The organism is Citrobacter sp. KH_055_1 (genome assembly GCF_057838705.1).
The window spans coordinates 4,009,880-4,029,766 of sequence record NZ_CM174473.1 but is presented as its reverse complement, the minus strand read 5'-3'; the positions used below and the strand labels follow the sequence as shown (position 1 = coordinate 4,029,766).

18 protein-coding genes are annotated in these 19,887 nt (G+C 53.9%); 15 read left to right on the top strand and 3 right to left on the bottom strand.

All coding sequences use genetic code 11. The features are described from left to right. The first annotated feature begins 69 nt into the window (after positions 1 to 69). The 3 genes from dnaJ (at position 70) to nhaR (ending at position 3,516) form a co-directional block, all read left to right on the top strand. The gene (gene dnaJ / locus AC3ITF_RS18945) at positions 70 to 1,203 is read left to right on the top strand and encodes a molecular chaperone DnaJ (protein ID WP_115259505.1); all 1,134 of its coding nucleotides are present in this window, start codon (positions 70 to 72) and stop codon (positions 1,201 to 1,203) included. A 208-nt stretch (positions 1,204 to 1,411) separates the two neighbouring features. After that, positions 1,412 to 2,578, top strand: coding sequence for a Na+/H+ antiporter NhaA (gene nhaA, locus AC3ITF_RS18940; RefSeq protein ID WP_115259504.1), 1,167 nt, complete (start codon positions 1,412 to 1,414; stop codon positions 2,576 to 2,578). Positions 2,579 to 2,616: 38 nt separating this feature from the next. Beyond that, positions 2,617 to 3,516: a transcriptional activator NhaR gene (gene nhaR / locus AC3ITF_RS18935; protein ID WP_115259503.1), complete on the top strand. Its 900-nt coding sequence runs from the start codon at positions 2,617 to 2,619 to the stop codon at positions 3,514 to 3,516. A 59-nt stretch (positions 3,517 to 3,575) separates the two neighbouring features. Here nhaR and rpsT read toward each other — a convergent pair whose 3' ends face one another. Beyond that, positions 3,576 to 3,839, bottom strand: coding sequence for a 30S ribosomal protein S20 (gene rpsT / locus AC3ITF_RS18930; protein ID WP_003018940.1), 264 nt, complete (start codon positions 3,837 to 3,839; stop codon positions 3,576 to 3,578). A 105-nt stretch (positions 3,840 to 3,944) separates the two neighbouring features. Here rpsT and AC3ITF_RS18925 point away from each other — a divergent pair, with 105 nt between their 5' ends. The 7 genes from AC3ITF_RS18925 (at position 3,945) to rihC (ending at position 10,955) form a co-directional block, all read left to right on the top strand. Further along, positions 3,945 to 4,160, top strand: coding sequence for a DUF2575 family protein (locus tag AC3ITF_RS18925; protein WP_096758366.1), 216 nt, complete (start codon positions 3,945 to 3,947; stop codon positions 4,158 to 4,160). A gap of 7 nt (positions 4,161 to 4,167) precedes the next feature. Beyond that, a complete protein-coding gene (ribF, locus tag AC3ITF_RS18920) occupies positions 4,168 to 5,106 on the top strand; it encodes a bifunctional riboflavin kinase/FAD synthetase (RefSeq protein ID WP_115259502.1) in 939 nt (312 codons plus the stop codon). 37 nt (positions 5,107 to 5,143) lie between these two features. Next, positions 5,144 to 7,960, top strand: a complete 2,817-nt coding sequence (ileS, locus tag AC3ITF_RS18915; protein ID WP_489175929.1) for an isoleucine--tRNA ligase — start codon at positions 5,144 to 5,146, stop codon at positions 7,958 to 7,960. Continuing rightward, complete coding sequence (lspA, locus tag AC3ITF_RS18910; protein WP_096758363.1) at positions 7,960 to 8,457, top strand: signal peptidase II; 498 nt, start codon at positions 7,960 to 7,962, stop codon at positions 8,455 to 8,457. The genes ileS and lspA overlap by 1 nt, the downstream gene beginning before the upstream one ends. A 117-nt stretch (positions 8,458 to 8,574) precedes the next feature. After that, complete coding sequence (gene fkpB / locus AC3ITF_RS18905; RefSeq protein WP_115259500.1) at positions 8,575 to 9,024, top strand: FKBP-type peptidyl-prolyl cis-trans isomerase; 450 nt, start codon at positions 8,575 to 8,577, stop codon at positions 9,022 to 9,024. Position 9,025: 1 nt separating this feature from the next. Then, positions 9,026 to 9,976, top strand: coding sequence for a 4-hydroxy-3-methylbut-2-enyl diphosphate reductase (gene ispH, locus AC3ITF_RS18900; protein ID WP_182296702.1), 951 nt, complete (start codon positions 9,026 to 9,028; stop codon positions 9,974 to 9,976). Positions 9,977 to 10,040: 64 nt separating this feature from the next. Next, positions 10,041 to 10,955, top strand: coding sequence for a ribonucleoside hydrolase RihC (gene rihC / locus AC3ITF_RS18895; RefSeq protein WP_489175928.1), 915 nt, complete (start codon positions 10,041 to 10,043; stop codon positions 10,953 to 10,955). Here rihC and AC3ITF_RS18890 read toward each other — a convergent pair whose 3' ends face one another. Further along, positions 10,956 to 11,864: a LysR family transcriptional regulator gene (locus AC3ITF_RS18890; RefSeq protein ID WP_137362031.1), complete on the bottom strand. Its 909-nt coding sequence runs from the start codon at positions 11,862 to 11,864 to the stop codon at positions 10,956 to 10,958. A gap of 92 nt (positions 11,865 to 11,956) precedes the next feature. On the opposite strand from AC3ITF_RS18890, the gene AC3ITF_RS18885 reads away from it, so the two are divergent. The 5 genes from AC3ITF_RS18885 to caiF all read left to right on the top strand — a co-directional run bounded on the left by AC3ITF_RS18885 (position 11,957) and on the right by caiF (position 19,197). Beyond that, positions 11,957 to 12,589, top strand: a complete 633-nt coding sequence (locus AC3ITF_RS18885; RefSeq protein WP_181629541.1) for an alanyl-tRNA editing protein — start codon at positions 11,957 to 11,959, stop codon at positions 12,587 to 12,589. Positions 12,590 to 12,858: 269 nt separating this feature from the next. Beyond that, the gene (dapB, locus tag AC3ITF_RS18880; protein ID WP_489175927.1) at positions 12,859 to 13,680 is read left to right on the top strand and encodes a 4-hydroxy-tetrahydrodipicolinate reductase; all 822 of its coding nucleotides are present in this window, start codon (positions 12,859 to 12,861) and stop codon (positions 13,678 to 13,680) included. Positions 13,681 to 14,136: 456 nt separating this feature from the next. Continuing rightward, the gene (gene carA / locus AC3ITF_RS18875) at positions 14,137 to 15,285 is read left to right on the top strand and encodes a glutamine-hydrolyzing carbamoyl-phosphate synthase small subunit (RefSeq protein ID WP_096758357.1); all 1,149 of its coding nucleotides are present in this window, start codon (positions 14,137 to 14,139) and stop codon (positions 15,283 to 15,285) included. A gap of 18 nt (positions 15,286 to 15,303) precedes the next feature. After that, entirely contained in the window at positions 15,304 to 18,528 is a 3,225-nt protein-coding gene (gene carB / locus AC3ITF_RS18870) for a carbamoyl-phosphate synthase large subunit (RefSeq protein WP_117342339.1), read from the top strand. A 273-nt stretch (positions 18,529 to 18,801) separates the two neighbouring features. Further along, complete coding sequence (caiF, locus tag AC3ITF_RS18865; protein WP_096758355.1) at positions 18,802 to 19,197, top strand: carnitine metabolism transcriptional regulator CaiF; 396 nt, start codon at positions 18,802 to 18,804, stop codon at positions 19,195 to 19,197. Positions 19,198 to 19,273: 76 nt separating this feature from the next. On the opposite strand, the gene caiE is transcribed toward caiF, so the two are convergent. Beyond that, on the bottom strand, positions 19,274 to 19,870 hold the full coding sequence (gene caiE / locus AC3ITF_RS18860; RefSeq protein WP_117342338.1) for a carnitine operon protein CaiE: 597 nt from the start codon (positions 19,868 to 19,870) through the stop codon (positions 19,274 to 19,276). Between the last annotated feature and the right edge of the window lie 17 nt (positions 19,871 to 19,887).

Genomic DNA, 19,887 nt, shown 5'->3' with positions numbered 1-19,887 from the left:
AAAACACTGGCACGGGCGAAGAGGTTTCCTCTCCGCCCGTGCACGCATGTTAGGGGCAGATAAAAAGAGATGGCTAAGCAAGACTATTACGAGATTTTGGGCGTTTCCAAAACAGCGGAAGAGCGTGAAATCAAAAAGGCCTATAAGCGCCTGGCCATGAAATTTCACCCGGACCGTAACCAGGGTGATAAAGAGGCCGAAGCCAAATTCAAAGAGATCAAAGAAGCCTACGAGATCCTGACCGACGCGCAAAAACGCGCGGCTTACGATCAGTACGGTCATGCTGCGTTTGAGCAAGGCGGTATGGGCGGCGGTGGCGGTTTCGGCGGCGGTGCTGACTTCAGCGATATCTTTGGTGACGTGTTTGGCGATATCTTTGGCGGTGGTCGTGGCCGTCAGCGCGCCTCACGTGGTGCGGATTTACGTTACAACATGGATCTCACTCTGGAAGAAGCCGTGCGTGGCGTCACCAAAGAGATCCGTATTCCTACGCTGGAAGAGTGTGACGTTTGCCACGGCAGCGGCGCGAAATCCGGGACTCAGCCGCAGACCTGTCCGACCTGTCACGGTTCCGGTCAGGTGCAGATGCGTCAGGGTTTCTTTGCCGTACAGCAGACCTGTCCACACTGTCAGGGCCGCGGTACGCTGATTAAAGATCCGTGCAACAAATGTCACGGGCATGGCCGCGTAGAGAAGAGCAAAACACTGTCCGTTAAAATCCCGGCAGGGGTTGATACCGGTGACCGTATTCGTTTATCTGGTGAAGGCGAAGCGGGTGAGCATGGCGCACCGTCAGGCGATTTGTACGTTCAGGTGCAGGTGAAACAGCACCCGATTTTCGAACGTGAAGGAAATAACCTGTACTGTGAAGTGCCGATCAACTTTGCGATGGCTGCGCTGGGCGGCGAGATTGAAGTCCCGACGCTGGATGGCCGGGTGAAGTTAAAAGTCCCTGGCGAAACGCAAACCGGTAAACTTTTCCGTATGCGTGGTAAAGGCGTTAAGTCGGTACGCGGTGGTGCTCAGGGCGATCTGCTGTGTCGCGTGGTGGTTGAAACCCCGGTTGGTTTGAACGACAAGCAGAAACAGTTGCTGAAAGATCTGCAGGACAGTTTTGGCGGCCCAACGGGCGAACAAAACAGCCCGCGTTCTAAAAGCTTCTTCGACGGCGTGAAGAAATTCTTTGACGACCTGACGCGTTAATTTACCGCCATAAATTTGATAAAAAGCCTGGGACTGAAGAGTCTCAGGCTTTTTTATTTTTTCGGATCCGTCCTGAACAGGAACGAAACAATCCAGATTGTTAGATCGTAAAAACCGATCTATTTATCATGAATAATCTAATATTAACGATGAGTCATGCGGAGTAAGATAGTAATTACGAAGTATTCACCCAATAGAGAGAATAAAAGTGAAACATCTACATCGTTTTTTTAGTAGCGATGCCTCGGGAGGCATTATTTTGATCATCGCTGCGGTAGTAGCAATGTTGATGGCCAATATCGGCGTAACCAGTGGATGGTACCACGACTTTCTGGAGACCCCGGTTCAACTGCGGGTCGGCGCGCTTGAGATCAATAAAAATATGCTGCTGTGGATCAACGACGCCTTAATGGCGGTGTTTTTCCTGCTGATTGGTCTGGAAGTTAAGCGTGAGCTGATGCAGGGATCGCTGGCCAGTTTACGCCAGGCTGCGTTTCCGGTGATTGCCGCGATTGGCGGGATGATTGTCCCGGCGCTGTTGTATCTGGCATTCAACTATGCCGACCCCATCACACGTGAAGGATGGGCGATCCCGGCGGCAACGGATATCGCTTTTGCGCTCGGCGTACTGGCGCTGCTGGGCAGCCGTGTTCCGCTGGCGCTGAAAATCTTTCTCATGGCGTTGGCGATTATTGACGATCTTGGCGCGATTGTGATCATCGCACTGTTCTATACCAGCGATCTCTCTCTGCTGTCGTTGGGGGTTGCCGCATTAGCGATTCTTATTCTGGCGGCGTTGAACCTGTGTGGTGTCAGACGTACCGGTATTTATATCCTGGTGGGCGTCGTGTTATGGACCGCAGTGCTGAAGTCAGGGGTGCATGCGACGCTGGCGGGTGTGATTGTCGGTTTCTTCATCCCGTTGAAGGAAAAGCATGGCCGTTCTCCGGCGAAACGTCTGGAGCATGTGCTGCATCCGTGGGTGGCCTATCTGATTCTGCCGTTGTTTGCCTTCGCCAATGCGGGGGTTCCACTGCAGGGTGTGACGATGGACGGATTGACCTCCATCCTGCCGCTGGGGATTATCGCCGGCCTGCTTATCGGTAAACCGCTGGGGATTAGCCTGTTCTGCTGGCTGGCGTTACGCCTCAAGGTGGCGCAGCTGCCTGAAGGCACGAACTTCCAGCAAATCATGGCGGTGGGTATTCTTTGCGGGATTGGCTTTACGATGTCTATTTTCATCGCCAGCCTAGCGTTTGGTAACGTTGATCCGGAGCTGATTAACTGGGCGAAACTGGGGATCCTGATTGGTTCTCTGCTATCGGCGGTGATCGGTTATAGCTGGCTGCGTACCCGGTTAAACGCGTCAGCCTGAGCCGATAACCCTTTGGTGACAATTTTCAGGGAGAGAGTATGTCTCATATAAATTACAACCACCTGTATTACTTCTGGCATGTGTATAAAGAAGGTTCGGTGGTGGGGGCCGCAGAAGCGCTTTATCTGACACCGCAAACCATTACCGGGCAGATCAAAGCGCTGGAGGAACGCTTACAGGGGAAGTTGTTTAAGCGTAAGGGGCGAGGGCTGGAGCCTAGTGAGCTAGGCGAATTAGTTTTTCGTTATGCGGACAAAATGTTCACTTTAAGCCAGGAGATGCTGGATATCGTGAACTACCGCAAAGAGTCTAACTTGCTGTTCGATGTGGGCGTGGCGGATGCGTTATCTAAACAGCTGGTCAGTAGCGTGCTCGACGCTGCCGTCGTTGACGATGAACAAATCCATCTACGCTGCTTTGAATCCACGCATGAGATGCTGCTGGAGCAGCTCAGCCAGCACAAGCTGGATATGATTATCTCCGACTGCCCAATCGACTCAACGCAGCAGGAAGGGCTGTTCTCGGTAAAAATCGGCGAGTGTTGCGTGAGTTTCTGGTGCACCAATCCGCTGCCGGAGAAGCCGTTTCCAGCCTGCCTTGAGGAGCGTCGCCTGCTGATACCAGGACGTCGCTCAATGCTCGGGCGCAAGCTGCTGAACTGGATTAACTCGCAGGGACTGAACGTTGAGATCCTCGGAGAGTTTGACGATGCCGCCTTGATGAAAGCCTTTGGCGCTACGCACAATGCTATTTTCGTCGCCCCTACGCTCTATTCGAACAATTTCTACGCTGATGATTCCATCATTGAGATTGGACGCGTGGAGAATGTGATGGAGGAGTACCATGCCATTTTTGCGGAGAGGATGATCCAGCATCCGGCGGTGCAGCGTATTTGCAATGCTAACTACTCGGCATTGTTTGCGCCGGGGAGTAAGTAAACAGACATAAAAAAACCCGCTTACGCGGGTTTTTTCACAAAGCGACAGCAAGCAGGCGATTAAGCCAGTTTGTTGATCTGTGCAGTCAGGTTTGCTTTATGACGTGCAGCTTTGTTTTTGTGGATCAGACCTTTAGCAGCCTGACGATCCACGATTGGTTGCATTTCGTTAAATGCTTTCAGTGCAGTAGCTTTGTCGCCAGCTTCAATAGCTGCGTATACTTTCTTGATGAAAGTACGCATCATAGAGCGACGGCTAGCGTTGTGCTTGCGGGCCTTTTCAGACTGAACGGCGCGCTTCTTAGCTGATTTGATATTAGCCAAGGTCCAACTCCCAAATGTGTTCTATATGGACAATTCAAAGGCCGAGGAATATGCCCTTTTAGCCTTCTTTTGTCAATGGATTTGTGCAAATAAGCGCCGTTTAAAATGCAGCACTCGTTGCGTAGTGATGGCGCAGGATTCTACCAGCTTGCGTGCTGTGAATACAGCTTTTCCACGAGAAAAGTTGAATTGATTGGTCAGCGGAGGACCGCATTTTGTTTCATAACAATGAAAACAATCTTCTTTCTGTTTCGCAGAACCAATCGCCGGTTAACCTTGACCGCGGTACAGGGTATACTTTCACGATTTTCACTGTTTTGAGCCAGACATGAAGCTGATACGAGGCATACATAATCTCAGTCAGGCCCCGCATGGGTGTGTGCTGACTATTGGTAATTTCGACGGCGTGCACCGTGGTCATCGCGCGTTGTTGCAGGGCTTACAGGAAGAAGGGCGCAAACGAAATTTACCGGTCATGGTGATGATTTTCGAGCCGCAGCCGCTGGAGCTGTTTGCGACTGAAAAGTCACCTGCGCGACTGACCCGCCTGCGGGAAAAGCTGCGTTATCTGGCGGAATGTGGTGTTGATTACGTGCTGTGCGTGCGTTTTGACCGGCGTTTTGCCGCATTAACGGCGCAGAACTTTATCAGCGACCTGTTGGTGAAGCGCCTTGGCGTACAATTTCTTGCCGTAGGTGATGATTTCCGCTTTGGCGCTAGCCGCGCGGGCGATTTCTTGTTATTACAGGAAGCGGGCGCGGAGTATGGCTTTGATATCACCAGCACCCAGACCTTCTGTGAGGGCGGGGTGCGAATCAGCAGCACTGCTGTGCGCCAGGCGCTAGCAGAAGATAATCTGCTGTTAGCCGAAAGCTTACTGGGCCATCCGTTTACCATTTCAGGACGGGTGGTACACGGCGACGAGTTAGGGCGGACCATCGGGTTCCCCACGGCGAATTTACCGCTTCGTCGCCAGGTTTCTCCAGTTAAAGGGGTGTACGCGGTTGAGGTGATGGGCTTGGGCGAAACGCCTTTACCCGGTGTCGCGAATATCGGAACCCGCCCAACGGTGGCCGGTGTACGCCAGCAGTTAGAAGTGCATCTACTGGATGTTGTAATGGACCTCTACGGTCGCCATATAGATGTCGTGCTGCGTAAAAAAATACGCAACGAGCAGCGATTTGCCTCGCTGGATGAACTAAAAGCGCAGATTGCGCGTGATGAGTTAACTGCCCGCGAATTTTTTGGGCTATCAAAACCGGCTTAACGCCTATACGAGTTTTAAATACGGAACCGAGAATCTGATGAGTGACTTTAAATCAACCCTGAATTTGCCGGAAACAGGGTTCCCGATGCGCGGCGATCTCGCCAAGCGTGAACCGGGAATGCTGGCGCGTTGGACCGATGATGACCTGTACGGCATCATTCGTGCGGCTAAAAAAGGCAAAAAAACCTTTATTCTGCATGATGGCCCTCCTTATGCGAATGGCAGCATTCATATTGGTCACTCCGTTAACAAGATTCTGAAAGACATTATCGTGAAGTCCAAAGGGCTTTCCGGTTACGACTCCCCTTATATCCCTGGCTGGGACTGCCACGGCCTGCCTATCGAACTGAAAGTAGAGCAGGAGTTCGGCAAGCCGGGTGAAAAGTTCACTGCCGCAGAGTTCCGCGCCAAGTGCCGCGAATACGCCGCAACGCAGGTTGACGGTCAGCGTAAAGACTTTATCCGTCTGGGCGTGCTGGGTGACTGGCAGAAGCCGTACCTGACGATGGACTTCAAAACCGAAGCCAACATCATTCGCGCGCTGGGTAAAATCATCGGTAACGGCCATCTGCATAAAGGCGCGAAGCCGGTGCACTGGTGTGTAGACTGCCGTTCCGCGCTGGCGGAAGCGGAAGTTGAGTATTACGACAAAACCTCCCCGTCTATCGACGTTGCGTTCCACGCCGCCGATCAGGATGCGGTGAAAGCGAAATTTGGCGTTTCTGACGTGAATGGCCCGATCTCTCTGGTTATCTGGACCACCACTCCGTGGACCCTGCCGGCTAACCGTGCGATTTCTCTGGCCCCTGATTTTGACTATGCACTGGTGCAGATTGACGGTCAGGCCGTGATTCTGGCAAAAGATCTGGTCGAAAGTGTGATGCAGCGTCTCGGCGCGGCGGATTACACCATTCTGGGCACGGTAAAAGGCGCTGAGCTGGAACTGCTGCGCTTTACCCATCCGTTCATTGGCTTTGATGTTCCGGCGATCCTGGGCGATCACGTGACGCTGGATGCCGGTACCGGTGCGGTACACACCGCACCTGGCCACGGTCCGGATGATTACGTGATTGGTCAGAAATACGGCCTGGAAGTCGCAAACCCGGTAGGGCCAGATGGTACCTATCTGCCGGGTACGTACCCGACCCTGGATGGAGTTAACGTCTTCAAAGCGAACGATGTTGTCGTGGCGCTGCTGACTGAAAAAGGTGCACTGCTGCACGTTGAGAAGATGCAGCACAGCTATCCGTGCTGCTGGCGTCACAAGTCACCGATCATCTTCCGTGCCACCCCGCAGTGGTTTGTCAGCATGGATCAGAAAGGCCTGCGTGCGCAGTCGCTGAAAGAGATTAAAGGCGTGCAGTGGATCCCCGATTGGGGCCAGGCGCGTATTGAATCGATGGTCGCCAACCGCCCTGACTGGTGTATCTCCCGTCAGCGTACGTGGGGTGTGCCGATGTCTCTGTTTGTCCACAAAGACACTGAAGAGCTGCATCCGCGCGCCATCGAACTGATGGAAGAAGTGGCTAAACGCGTTGAAGTTGACGGTATCCAGGCGTGGTGGGATCTCGATCCCAAAGATATCCTCGGTGATGAAGCCGATCAGTACGTCAAAGTACCGGATACCCTGGACGTATGGTTCGACTCCGGTTCTACCCACTCATCCGTCGTCGACGTGCGTCCTGAGTTTTCGGGGCATGCGGCAGATATGTATCTGGAAGGCTCTGACCAGCATCGTGGCTGGTTCATGTCTTCGCTGATGATCTCCACTGCGATGAAGGGCAAAGCGCCGTACCGTCAGGTACTGACCCACGGTTTCACCGTTGATGGTCAGGGCCGCAAGATGTCCAAGTCCATCGGTAATACCGTTTCTCCGCAGGACGTGATGAACAAGCTGGGTGCGGATATTCTGCGCCTGTGGGTGGCGTCTACCGACTATACCGGTGAAATGGCTGTTTCTGACGAAATCCTGAAACGTGCTGCTGACAGCTATCGCCGTATCCGTAACACCGCGCGCTTCCTGCTGGCAAACCTGAACGGGTTTGATCCGGTGAAAGACATGGTGAAACCGGAAGAGATGGTTGTTCTGGACCGGTGGGCTGTGGGCTGTGCGCAAGCGGCGCAGGACGAGATCCTCAAAGCCTACGAAGCCTATGACTTCCACGAAGTGGTACAGCGCCTGATGCGTTTCTGCTCCGTCGAAATGGGTTCGTTCTACCTTGACATCATCAAAGACCGTCAATACACCGCGAAAGCGGACAGCGTGGCGCGTCGTAGCTGCCAGACCGCGCTGTTCCATATTGCTGAAGCGCTGGTGCGTTGGATGGCGCCGATCATGTCCTTCACCGCAGATGAAATCTGGGGCTACCTGCCGGGCGATCGTGAAAAATACGTCTTCACCGGTGAGTGGTATCAGGGGCTGTTTGGCCTGGCCGATACCGAAGCGATGAACGATACGTTCTGGGACGAGCTGCTGAAAGTGCGTGGCGAAGTGAACAAGGTCATCGAGCAGGCACGTGCAGACAAGAAAGTGGGCGGTTCTCTGGAAGCGGCAGTGACCCTGTACGCTGAACCTGAACTGGCTGCCAAGCTGACAGCGCTGGGCGAAGAGTTACGCTTTGTTCTGTTGACCTCGGGTGCGACCGTTGCGGACTATGCTGCAGCACCGGCCGATGCTCAGCAGAGCGAACTGCTCAAAGGCTTGAAAATTGCTCTGAGCAAAGCCGAAGGCGAGAAATGCCCGCGCTGCTGGCATTACACGACCGACGTGGGTCAGGTGGCGGAACACGCAGAAATCTGCGGACGCTGTGTCAGCAACATCGCCGGTGATGGCGAACAACGTAAGTTTGCCTGATGAGTCAGCCTCTTTGTTCAACAGGACTCCGCTGGCTGTGGCTGGTGGTAGTCGTGCTGATTATTGATTTGGGCAGCAAGTACCTGATCCTCCAGAATTTTGCTCTGGGGGATACGGTGTCGCTGTTCCCGTCACTGAATCTGCACTATGCGCGTAACTATGGCGCGGCGTTTAGCTTCCTGGCTGACAGCGGTGGCTGGCAGCGGTGGTTCTTTGCCGGTATCGCGATCGGTATTTGCGTCATTCTAATGGTGATGATGTATCGCTCGAAGGCGACGCAGAAGCTGAATAACATCGCGTATGCGTTAATCATTGGCGGTGCACTGGGCAACCTGTTTGACCGCCTGTGGCACGGCTTCGTCGTGGATATGATTGACTTTTACGTCGGTGACTGGCATTTCGCCACCTTCAACCTTGCCGATACGGCGATTTGTATCGGTGCGGCGTTGATTGTGCTGGAAGGCTTCTTACCGGCGAAAGAGAAAAAAGCCGCATAAAAATATGCCGGATGGCGCTATGCTTATCCGGCCTACACTCTACTGCGAATCTTGTAGGCCCGGTAAGCGTAGCGCCACCGGGCAAACAGGCGGCAGCACTTTTAAAGAGCAATCTGCATGTCTAAATCAGTACAGAGTAACAGTGCGGTGCTGGTGCACTTCACCTTAAAGCTCGACGATGGCTCCACCGCAGAGTCAACCCGCAGCAACGGCAAGCCTGCGCTGTTTCGCCTGGGCGACGGTTCTCTGTCTGAAGGACTGGAACAACACCTGCTGGGGTTAAAAGAGGGCGATAAAACCACTTTTGCTCTGGAGCCTGATGCTGCTTTTGGCGTATCAAGCCCGGACCTCATTCAGTATTTCTCGCGTCGGGAGTTTATGGACGCGGGTGAGCCAGAAATTGGCGCTATCATGCTCTTTACCGCAATGGACGGCAGTGAGATGCCTGGCGTGATCCGCGAAATCAACGGTGATTCCATCACGGTTGACTTCAACCATCCGCTGGCTGGGCATACCGTTCATTTTGATATTGAAGTGCTGGAAGTCGAACCGGCACTGGAGGCGTAAAATGCAGATCCTGTTGGCTAACCCGCGCGGATTTTGCGCTGGCGTAGACCGCGCTATCAGCATTGTGGAAAACGCGCTGGCTATCTACGGCGCGCCGATTTATGTCCGTCATGAAGTGGTGCATAACCGCTATGTGGTGGATAGCCTGCGCGAGCGCGGCGCTATTTTTATTGAGCAAATCAGTGAAGTACCGGACGGTGCGATCCTGATTTTCTCCGCCCACGGCGTGTCTCAGGCCGTGCGTAACGAAGCCAAAGGCCGCGATCTGACGGTCTTTGATGCCACCTGCCCGCTGGTGACCAAAGTGCATATGGAAGTCGCGCGCGCCAGCCGCCGTGGCGAAGAGTCGATTCTGATTGGTCACGCCGGACACCCGGAGGTTGAGGGTACGATGGGCCAGTACAGCAACCCGCAGGGGGGGATGTACCTGGTGGAATCGCCGGAAGACGTTCTGACGTTGAATGTCAAAAATGAAGGTAAGCTCTCCTTCATGACCCAGACTACGCTCTCGGTTGATGACACCTCTGATGTGATTGATGCCCTGCGTCAACGCTTCCCGAAAATTGTTGGGCCGCGCAAAGACGATATCTGCTATGCCACCACCAACCGTCAGGAAGCGGTTCGTGCGTTGGCGGAGCAAGCGGATGTGGTACTGGTTGTCGGCTCGAAAAACTCGTCGAACTCCAACCGCCTGGCAGAACTGGCCCAGCGTATGGGCAAGGCCGCGTATCTGATTGACGATGCGACCGATATCCAGGAAGTCTGGGTGAAAGATGCGGCGTGCGTCGGCGTGACGGCCGGTGCTTCTGCGCCGGATATTTTGGTACAGAACGTGATTGTCCGTCTGCAGGAGCTCGGCGGTGGGGATGCTATCCCACTGGAAGGCCGTGAAGAGAACATCGTTTTCGAAGTGCCGAAAGAGCTGCGTGTGGATGTTCGTGAAGTAGAGTAACTCTTTCGCGTCATGATTATGAGAAGATGCCAGACTTAACGTCTGGCATTTTTTTGGAGAAACCATGCGCTTACCGATCATTCTTGATACCGATCCCGGCATTGATGATGCGGCGGCGATTGCCGCTGCACTGTTTTCCCCTGAGCTGGATCTGCAGCTGATGACGACGGTGGCAGGCAACGTGTCGGTGGAAAAAACGACCCGTAATGCGTTGCAGTTGCTGCACTTTTGGAATGCGGATATTCCGTTGGCGCAGGGGGCCGCTATGCCGCTGGTGCGGCCGCTGCGTGATGCGGCTTCAGTGCACGGTGAGTCCGGTATGGCAGGGTATGATTTTGTCGAACACAATCGGCAGCCGCTGGCGAAACCCGCCTTCCAGGCAATTCGAGATGCGCTGATGCATGCCCCGCAGCCCGTTACGCTGGTGGCAATTGGCCCGTTGACCAATATTGCTCTGTTGCTTACCCACTATCCTGAATGCGTATTCAATATACGCCGCCTGGTGATGATGGGCGGTTCAGCCGGGCGCGGTAACTTTACGCCCAATGCGGAGTTTAATATTGCTGTCGATCCCGAAGCGGCGGCGAAGGTCTTTTGCAGTGGGCTGGAGATAGTCATGTGCGGGCTGGATGTCACCAACCAGGCCATGCTGGCACCAGAGTACCTGGCAACATTACCCGCACGTAATCAGACGGGGAAAATGCTGCATGCGCTGTTCAGTCATTATCGTAGCGGCAGCATGAATACCGGTCTGCGTATGCACGATCTCTGCGCCATTGCCTGGCTGGTCCGCCCGGATCTGTTCACGCTCCAGCCCTGCTTTGTGGCGGTGGAAACCCAGGGGGAATACACCTCGGGAACGACGGTAGTGGATATCGAGGGTCGCCTTGGGCAGCCTGCCAACGCGCAGGTCGCGCTGGCGCTGGATGTTGACGGCTTCCGCCAGTGGGTCGCTGAGGTGCTGTCACGCGCGCCATAATCAACGGCCAGATTGAGGCAATTTCTCGCTAAGGTAATCAATCATGGCCCGCATTCTGGCGGGCATATGTTGGTTGCGTGTCCATAAGAGCCACAGATCGCCGCTGTAATCGCTGATAAACTCCCACTCCGGTAATACCTGGACAATCTCGCCGCTGGCAAGCGTTTCACGGGCGGTAAACAGCGGCAGGCTGCCAATCCCCAGATGATGCTTTACCGCGTCCAGCCGCACGCCGGTATGGTTGGCAGCATAACGCCCATGAGTTTGCAGAGTTTCAATTTTATCCCCACGGCGAAACTTCCAGCGCGAATCGGCGGGCGTTTCGCCAAGGCTAATACAGCTATGATCGCGTAGGGCTTGTGGGGTATCGGGCGTACCGTGCTGGCGCAAATATTCCGGCGTGGCGCAGATAACGTGACTGACCGGCATCAGCGGCTTGCCGTACAAACCCGGCGACGGCGACTGACTGATGCGCAGTGCCAGATCCACGCCATCATCAATCAAGTCCATATAGCGGTCTTCCAGCCTCAGACAGACATCCACGTCCGGGAAGCGGGTGAAAAACTCCGCCATTAAAGGGTGAATAACAAAACGCCCGACCGCCTTTGGCACGCTGACCGTTAGCTTCCCTTGGGCAATAGCCTGGCGGCTGCTGCCGGAGTCTACCGCCATTTGCGCGGCGTTTAGCATCTCTTGCGCGTGTTCATAAACCATCTTCCCGGTCTCGCTTAGCGCCAGCTTACGGGTGGTGCGGTGCAGCAGTTTGCTGCCTAATGCCTGCTCAAGCCGCGAGACGCTGCGGCTGATAGCGGAAGGCGTTGCGCCGGATATTTTGGCGGCGGCGGAGAAACTCCCCTGGTCGACAATCAACACAAAGGTGGCAAGGTCAGGAAGCAGGTTGGGATTCATTTGTGCGTACCGGGCAAAGATGCATTGAATGTTGATGGGATTATCGGTGCTGGTAAAGTGAATATACTCTGCTCATCAAGAGGAGAACAACCATGACTGAACGTCTTTATTACACCAGCGATGACACCCGAGGCCATGCGACGATCACACACTGCACGGCAGAACCCGATGGGCGCTATGCGATTACGCTCGATAGCACGCTGTTTCATCCACAGGGCGGCGGACAACCCTCGGACAGTGGCGCGATCGGTGGCGTCCCGGTTGAAGGCGTGATGACGCGCGGTGAAGAGGTGGTGCATATTGTGGCGCAACCGCTGCCGCCTGGCGAAACGACGCTGCATATTGATGCTGCTGTCCGCCATCTTCACGCCCGTCTGCACTCAGCCGGGCACATGATTGGTAAGGCCGGTGAAATATTTGGTTGGCGACCGGTTAAAGCGCACCATTGGCCGAATGAAGGGCGCATTACTTTTGCGATAGGTGAGGGCAGCACTTTGCCGGAAGCAACACAACTGATGGCGAAAATTGGCCAATGGCAGACCGACAATCTTGCGCGCCGAATTACCTTTGACGGCGGCTTACGCCAGGTCGGTTTTGGTGACCTACCGGGATATCCTTGTGGCGGTACGCACGTGGCCCGTTTATCCGAGCTGGGTGAGGTGATCATTACACAGGTTAAGCTGAAAAAAGGGCAGATGGTGGTGAGCTATACTCTAGCGGCCTGAAAATGGGCTGGCAGAAACGGTCACGCGAATTGGCTACCTACCGTTGGGTTTTAAAGTGCTTTTCTTATCGTCTGTCGCCATTCTGAGCGAGTTTGACTTCTTTCCCCGACTGCGGCAATGATTCATCCTGCGGGGTGAATCATGTCTTTTACTGATATTCCTCTCTGTTTATCATTAATTTCTAATTATGGACGTTTTCGGCTGGCGACCCTGTCGCGGGCTGGTTACTCTGAAAACGATTTACGCAATTTTAACAAAAGAGAATAGCTATGCATGATGCACAAATCCGCGTCGCCATTGCAGGCGCCGGTGGCCGCATGGGACGGCAGTTAATTCAGGCTGCGATGGCGATGGAAGGAGTACAACTGGGGGCGGCACTAGAGCGTGACGGCTCCTCTTTACTGGGCAGCGATGCTGGTGAGCTGGCGGGCGTTGGAAAATCTGGCGTAACCGTTCAGAGCAGCCTCGAAGCGGTAAAAGACGATTTCGATGTCTTTATCGATTTTACCCGCCCGGAAGGCACGCTGACGCATCTGGCATTTTGTCGGCAGCATGCAAAAGGCATGGTGATTGGCACGACCGGGTTTGATGATGCCGGTAAGCAGACCATTCGCGATGCCTCGCAGGATATCGGCATTGTGTTTGCCGCCAACTTTAGCGTCGGCGTGAACGTGATGCTTAAACTGCTGGAGAAAGCGGCGAAGGTGATGGGCGACTACACCGACATCGAAATTATTGAAGCGCACCACCGTCATAAAGTCGACGCACCGTCAGGGACGGCGCTGGCGATGGGGGAGGCGATTGCCGGGGCGCTGGACAAAGATTTAAAGGACTGTGCCGTCTACTCGCGTGAAGGTTACACCGGTGAACGTGGGCCTGGCACTATCGGTTTCGCCACGGTGCGTGCTGGTGACATCGTCGGGGAACATACGGCGATGTTCGCCGATATTGGCGAACGTATCGAGATTACGCACAAAGCGTCCAGCCGTATGACGTTTGCCAACGGTGCGGTAAGATCGGCGATGTGGTTGAAAGGTAAGTCAAATGGTCTTTTTGATATGAAAGATGTGCTTGATTTAGGCGGTTTATAAGGTTTTATTACCCTTCGTGATGTGGTTATTGTAATCATAATTTATTGATTACATAGGGCAATATTTTATTGCCCTTTTATTTTTCCATTGTTTTTATAGTTTTCAATTAAAACACTTATTTTAAGATGTTTTGTAATGTGTTTTTGTTGCCTCAATGTAAATTTTGACCAAATGGTCCACTTTTTTGTCTGCCATGATTCATTTTTACATTCTTGACCTCCCGCAAGCGTTTTCTACCGTTACTTAGCTGATCTTTTTGCCTGTTAAATCACATGATTTGTCCCAGTGGCGTAAAATAATAATAAAAAATCCCCTTTTGGGTAGACTTTTTCCCGGGCTGTCTCTAGAATGCCGCCGTTTGCCAGAAATCCATAGGTAAGCAAATTTGCATTGATTCATACTGCGTTAATGAATTAATATGCAAATAAAGTGAGTGAATATTCTCTGGAGGGTGTTTTGATTAAGTCAGCGCTATTGGTTCTGGAAGACGGAACCCAGTTTCACGGTCGGGCCATAGGGGCAACAGGTTCGGCGGTTGGGGAAGTCGTTTTCAATACTTCAATGACCGGTTATCAAGAAATCCTCACTGATCCTTCCTATTCCCGCCAAATCGTCACCCTTACTTATCCTCATATCGGCAATGTCGGCACCAATGAAGCCGATGCAGAATCTTCTCAGGTACATGCGCAAGGTCTGGTCATCCGCGACCTGCCGCTGATTGCCAGCAATTACCGCAATACCGAAGACCTCTCTTCTTACCTGAAGCGCCATAACATCGTGGCGATTGCCGATATTGATACCCGTAAGCTGACCCGTCTGCTGCGCGAGAAAGGCGCTCAGAACGGCTGCATCATCGCAGGGGATAACCTGGATGCACAGCTGGCGCTGGAAAAAGCGAAAGCCTTCCCGGGCCTGAACGGCATGGATCTGGCGAAAGAAGTCACTACGGCAGAACCGTATGGCTGGACACAGGGAAGCTGGACGCTGGAAGGCGACCTGCCGGAAGCAAAATCCGCTGAAGAACTCCCGTTCCACGTGGTTGCCTACGATTTCGGCGCGAAACGCAACATTCTGCGTATGCTGGTGGATCGCGGCTGCCGCCTGACGGTTGTGCCTGCGCAGACCTCCGCAGAAGACGTATTAAAGATGAATCCGGACGGTATCTTCCTGTCCAACGGTCCTGGCGACCCGGCACCGTGTGACTACGCGATTGCCGCGATTCAGAAATTCCTCGAAACCGATATTCCGGTGTTTGGCATCTGTCTCGGCCATCAGCTGCTGGCGCTGGCGAGCGGTGCGAAGACCATCAAGATGAAGTTTGGCCACCACGGCGGCAACCATCCGGTGAAAGATATCGATAACAACACCGTGATGATTACCGCGCAGAACCACGGTTTTGCGGTGGATGAAGCCTCGATGCCTGCTACCTTGCGCGTCACACACAAATCACTGTTCGATGGCACCCTGCAGGGTATCCATCGCACCGACAAACCGGCGTTTAGCTTCCAGGGCCACCCTGAAGCGAGCCCGGGGCCGCACGATGCTGCGCCGCTGTTCGACCACTTTATCGAGTTAATTGAGCAATACCGTCAGTCCGCGAAATAATCAGGAGTTAAAAGAGCCATGCCAAAACGTACAGACATAAAAAGTATCCTGATTCTGGGCGCGGGTCCGATTGTTATCGGCCAGGCGTGTGAGTTTGACTATTCCGGCGCGCAGGCGTGTAAAGCCCTGCGTGAAGAGGGTTACCGCGTTATTCTGGTCAACTCCAACCCGGCGACCATCATGACCGACCCGGAAATGGCCGATGCCACTTACATCGAGCCAATTCACTGGGAAGTGGTACGCAAAATTATCGAAAAAGAGCGCCCGGATGCGGTACTGCCTACCATGGGCGGCCAGACGGCGCTGAACTGCGCGCTGGAGCTGGAGCGTCAGGGCGTACTTGAAGAGTTCGGTGTGACCATGATTGGTGCCACCGCCGATGCGATTGATAAAGCAGAAGATCGCCGTCGCTTCGACATCGCAATGAAGAAAATCGGTCTCGACACCGCGCGTTCTGGTATCGCCCACACCATGGAAGAAGCGCTGGCGGTTGCCGCTGACGTCGGCTTCCCGTGCATCATCCGCCCGTCCTTCACCATGGGCGGTACCGGCGGCGGTATTGCCTATAACCGCGAAGAGTTTGAAGAGATTTGCGAACGCGGTCTGGATCTTTCCCCAACGAAAGAGCTGCTGATTGATGAATCGCTGATTGGCTGGAAAGAGTACGAGATGGAAGTGGTACGTGACAAAAATGATAACTGCATTATTGTCTGCTCCATCGAAAACTTCGACGCCATGGGCATTCATACCGGTGACTCCATTACCGTGGCACCTGCCCAGACGCTGACCGACAAAGAATATCAAATCATGCGTAACGCCTCGATGGCGGTACTGCGTGAAATCGGCGTAGAAACCGGCGGGTCTAACGTGCAGTTTGCGGTGAACCCGAAAAACGGCCGCCTGATTGTCATTGAAATGAACCCACGCGTTTCCCGCTCCTCGGCGCTGGCCTCGAAAGCGACCGGTTTCCCGATTGCCAAAGTGGCGGCGAAACTGGCGGTCGGTTATACCCTCGATGAGCTGATGAACGACATCACCGGCGGCCGTACTCCGGCGTCGTTCGAACCGTCTATCGACTACGTTGTGACTAAGATCCCGCGCTTTAACTTCGAGAAGTTTGCCGGTGCTAACGACCGTCTGACGACGCAGATGAAGTCCGTCGGCGAAGTGATGGCGATTGGCCGCACACAGCAGGAATCGCTGCAAAAAGCGCTGCGCGGTCTGGAAGTGGGCGCCACCGGTTTCGACCCGAAAGTGAGCCTGGATGACCCGGAAGCGCTGACCAAAATTCGTCGCGAGCTGAAAGATGCAGGCGCTGAGCGTATCTGGTACATCGCCGATGCGTTCCGTGCTGGTCTGTCCGTTGATGGCGTCTTCAACCTGACCAACATTGACCGCTGGTTCCTGGTACAGATTGAAGAACTGGTGCGTCTGGAAGAAAAAGTTGCAGAGCTGGGGATTAACGGCCTCGACGCTGATTTCCTGCGCCAGCTCAAGCGTAAAGGCTTTGCCGATGCGCGTCTGGCAAAACTGGCTGGCGTGCGCGAAGCGGAAATCCGCAAACTGCGCGAACAGTATAAGCTGCACCCGGTTTATAAACGTGTGGATACCTGCGCCGCAGAATTCTCCACCGACACTGCCTACATGTACTCCACCTATGAAGAAGAGTGCGAAGCGAACCCGACTCAGGATCGCGACAAAATTATGGTGCTGGGCGGTGGCCCGAACCGTATCGGTCAGGGTATCGAATTCGATTACTGCTGCGTACATGCGTCGCTGGCGCTGCGCGAAGACGGTTACGAGACCATTATGGTCAACTGTAACCCGGAAACGGTTTCTACCGACTACGACACCTCCGACCGTCTGTACTTTGAACCGGTAACGTTCGAAGACGTGCTGGAAATCGTGCGTATCGAGAAGCCGAAAGGCGTTATCGTGCAGTACGGTGGGCAGACTCCGCTGAAGCTGGCGCGTGCGCTGGAAGCCGCAGGCGTGCCGGTTATCGGCACCAGCCCGGACGCGATTGACCGCGCTGAAGACCGTGAGCGTTTCCAGCAGGCGGTTGACCGTCTGAAGCTAAAACAACCGGCCAACGCCACCGTTACCGCCATTGAAATGGCGGTCGAGAAGGCAAAAGAGATTGGCTACCCGCTGGTGGTGCGCCCGTCCTACGTGCTTGGCGGTCGGGCAATGGAAATTGTGTACGACGAAGCCGACCTGCGTCGCTACTTCCAGACCGCGGTCAGCGTCTCCAACGACGCGCCGGTGCTGCTGGACCGCTTCCTGGATGACGCAGTAGAAGTGGACGTGGACGCTATCTGCGACGGCGAAAGGGTGCTGATTGGCGGCATCATGGAGCACATTGAGCAGGCGGGCGTTCACTCCGGTGACTCCGCGTGTTCCCTGCCAGCCTACACGCTGAGCCAGGAAATTCAGGACGTGATGCGCCAGCAGGTGCAGAAACTGGCCTTCGAACTGCAGGTTCGTGGTTTGATGAACGTCCAGTTTGCGGTGAAGAACAACGAAGTTTACCTGATTGAAGTCAACCCGCGTGCGGCGCGTACCGTACCGTTTGTCTCCAAAGCCACCGGTGTTGCGCTTGCAAAAGTGGCGGCGCGCGTGATGGTCGGTCAAACGCTGGCACAGCAGGGCGTCACCAAAGAAATTATCCCGCCGTACTACTCGGTGAAGGAAGTGGTGCTGCCGTTTAACAAGTTCCCGGGCGTTGACCCCCTGTTAGGGCCAGAAATGCGCTCTACCGGCGAAGTGATGGGCGTAGGCCGCACCTTTGCGGAAGCATTCGCCAAGGCGCAGCTGGGCAGCAGCTCCACCATGAAGAAACAGGGCCGCGCACTGCTCTCCGTGCGTGAAGGCGATAAAGAGCGCGTCGTTGACCTGGCGGCGAAGCTGCTGAAGTTTGGTTTCGAGCTGGACGCCACCCACGGTACGGCAATTGTACTGGGGGAAGCCGGTATCAACCCGCGTCTGGTAAACAAGGTGCATGAAGGTCGTCCGCATATTCAGGACCGTATCAAGAATGGCGAATATACCTATATCATCAACACCACTGAAGGTCGTCAGGCGATTGAAGACTCCAAGCTGATTCGCCGCAGCGCGCTGCAGTACAAAGTTCATTATGACACCACGCTGAACGGCGGTTTCGCCACGGCGATGGCGCTGAATGCGGATGCTACCGAGAAGGTGACCTCCGTTCAGGAAATGCACGCACAGATCGCGAAGTAATCGACAATGACCCACCCGCTTCTGAGCGGGTCGGGTCTGCAATTTAATAAGAAACGGTTTCTGTAAAGAAACCGTTTTTTTTATCTATTAAGGTCATTACAGGCAAATAGCGCTGTGATAACCACATTTTCAATGTAATAAGCAAGATGTTGCTCACACTAATCAACATTCAAGTCGCATACTATCTCTCATATACACAATTTTAATAGGGCTTTGTTTTTATTTATCCAGACAGGCCGTAGCCAGATTTTTAATTTGTGAAATGGTGTGCTTATGTGTGAAGAATATGTTGAAAGACCGCTTTATTTGTTAATTGCTGATTGGATCAGGGCTGAAGATCGTTGGGTCACGGCAAAAGAAATCTCCCTCCATTTTAATATTGAACACTGCAAAGCAATTAATACGCTCTCCTATATTCTGTCTGAAGTGGGAGAAATTGTTTGTGAAGTTAAGATGATCCCTAACCAGATTGCAGGCCGGGGCTGTCAGTGCCAGCGTCTGGTGAAAGTCGTGAGTATTGATTCTCATCTCTACAGCAGATTGAATCACAATTTGCAGGATAAAAAAGTGAGCGTAGGGAAAATGCCGCGTATGTCGGCTGTACCGCCAACAGAGCTTAATCGCGAGCAGAAATGGCAGATGATGCTGTCAAAAAGTATGCGTCGCTAATTGTAAGTTTGCCTGATGGCGGCATAAACGGTAATTGACTCGTAGGCCGGATAAGCGTGAGCGCATCCGGCATCAATTACTGTGCTGATTTGGGCTTCACATCCGTTGTGCCTTTCAGACGCGGGCGGTTTTTATCAATCTGCGTTAACGGCTGTGTTTCGCGTAACCCTACCCGACAGCGAACCGCGAGATCCTGATACTCTTTGGTGTTCAGCCGCTTCCAGTGCAGCTCCTGGTCTGTCACCTCTCGCAGCACGCGGGCAGGTGAACCGACCAGCATTTGCCTTGCCTCGCCGGTAAATCCGGCTTTAACAAAGCTCATGGCGGCGACAATGCTCTCTTCGCCAATTGTTGCGCCGTCCATTATGACGCTGTTCATGCCAACCAGCGCGTCCCGGCCAATGACGCAGCCGTGCAGGATTGCACCATGTCCGATGTGTCCATTCTCATGCACGATGGTGTCGGTGTCACAGTAGCCGTGCATGATGCAACCATCCTGAAGATTCGAGCCTGCTTCAAGGATCAGGCGGCCATAGTCGCCGCGCAGCGAGGCAAGAGGACCGATATATACGCCAGCACCGACGATCACATCGCCAATCAGCACTGCGCTAGGATGGACATACGCCTGTGGGTGTACCACCGGGATCAGGCCTTCAAACGCATAATAACTCACGATATTCCTCAGTTGTT